This window comes from Longimonas halophila, from assembly GCF_002554705.1.
GTDB classification, from domain to species: domain Bacteria; phylum Bacteroidota; class Rhodothermia; order Rhodothermales; family Salinibacteraceae; genus Longimonas; species Longimonas halophila.
On sequence record NZ_PDEP01000033.1, the window covers coordinates 1 to 886 of the forward strand.

Sequence of the window (886 nt, forward strand, 5' to 3'; positions counted from 1 at the left end):
AGAAGCTGTTTTGATATGCCGTTAGAGGCGGCTAAGGGCTAATCGTAGTGACGCGAGCCGGACCATGGCGGCACTCGTCTCGGCCCGGCGCTCGTACTCCTTCGCAAGCCGCCGCCAGCCCCCGAACCAGCCAAAGGTGCGTTCGACAATCCAGCGCTTCGGCTCAACGGAAAAGCCCGGCTCTTCGGAGTCAGATTCGGTAATCTCAAGCCGAAGCCCAAGCGCTTCCCCAAGGGTGTCTTCGAGACCGCCGCGGTAGGCCTTGTCAGCGAAGATCGCCTCGAGCCGTTCGCTTCGCTGGTCGGCCCGTTCAATGAGCTTTAAGGCGTGCTGGCTCTCGTGCTCGTTGGCGGCGTGAATGCCGACGGCCCATGTCCATCCTTGCGTGTCCGCAACGATGTGCCGTTTGCGCCCCTTGACCTTTTTGTTGCCGTCAAAGCCGCACAGACCGCCTGAACGGGTAATCGGCACCGATTGGCAATCGATGACGAGGGCACTGGGCTCGGGCTCACGTCCGGCCTTTTGGCGTGCGCCCCGCCGGGCTATGCTGAGCAGACGTGCGATTACGCCGCGCTGTTTCCACGTGCGGAAGTAGTAGTACACCGTCTGCCACGGCGCAAATTCGCCGGGCAACATTCGCCACTGACATCCCGTTTTGACCACATAGAAAATAGCATCCAAGATGTCGCGGCGCAGGTCATGTTGGCGGTGCCGCGAGGTATTGAGAACCGTTTTCACGTTGTGCCATTGGGAGTCCGTCAAGTCGGAGCTATAGTCTTTGCGCATAGCTTCGGTATCGTCTTCGGTGAAACGCTTGATCACCACCGAAAACGAGGCGGACTCCCGTTCGTTTTCCCTCGCAAAGCTTGAAATCAAAACAGGTTCT

Annotated in this window: 1 protein-coding gene; it reads right to left on the bottom strand. The window is 59.1% G+C overall.

What is annotated here, in order from left to right; genetic code table 11:
- Positions 1 to 21: 21 nt before the first annotated feature.
- Positions 22 to 886, bottom strand: an 865-nt coding sequence (locus CRI93_RS14975) for an IS5 family transposase (protein ID WP_245850579.1), incomplete at its 5' end; no start/stop codon positions are given.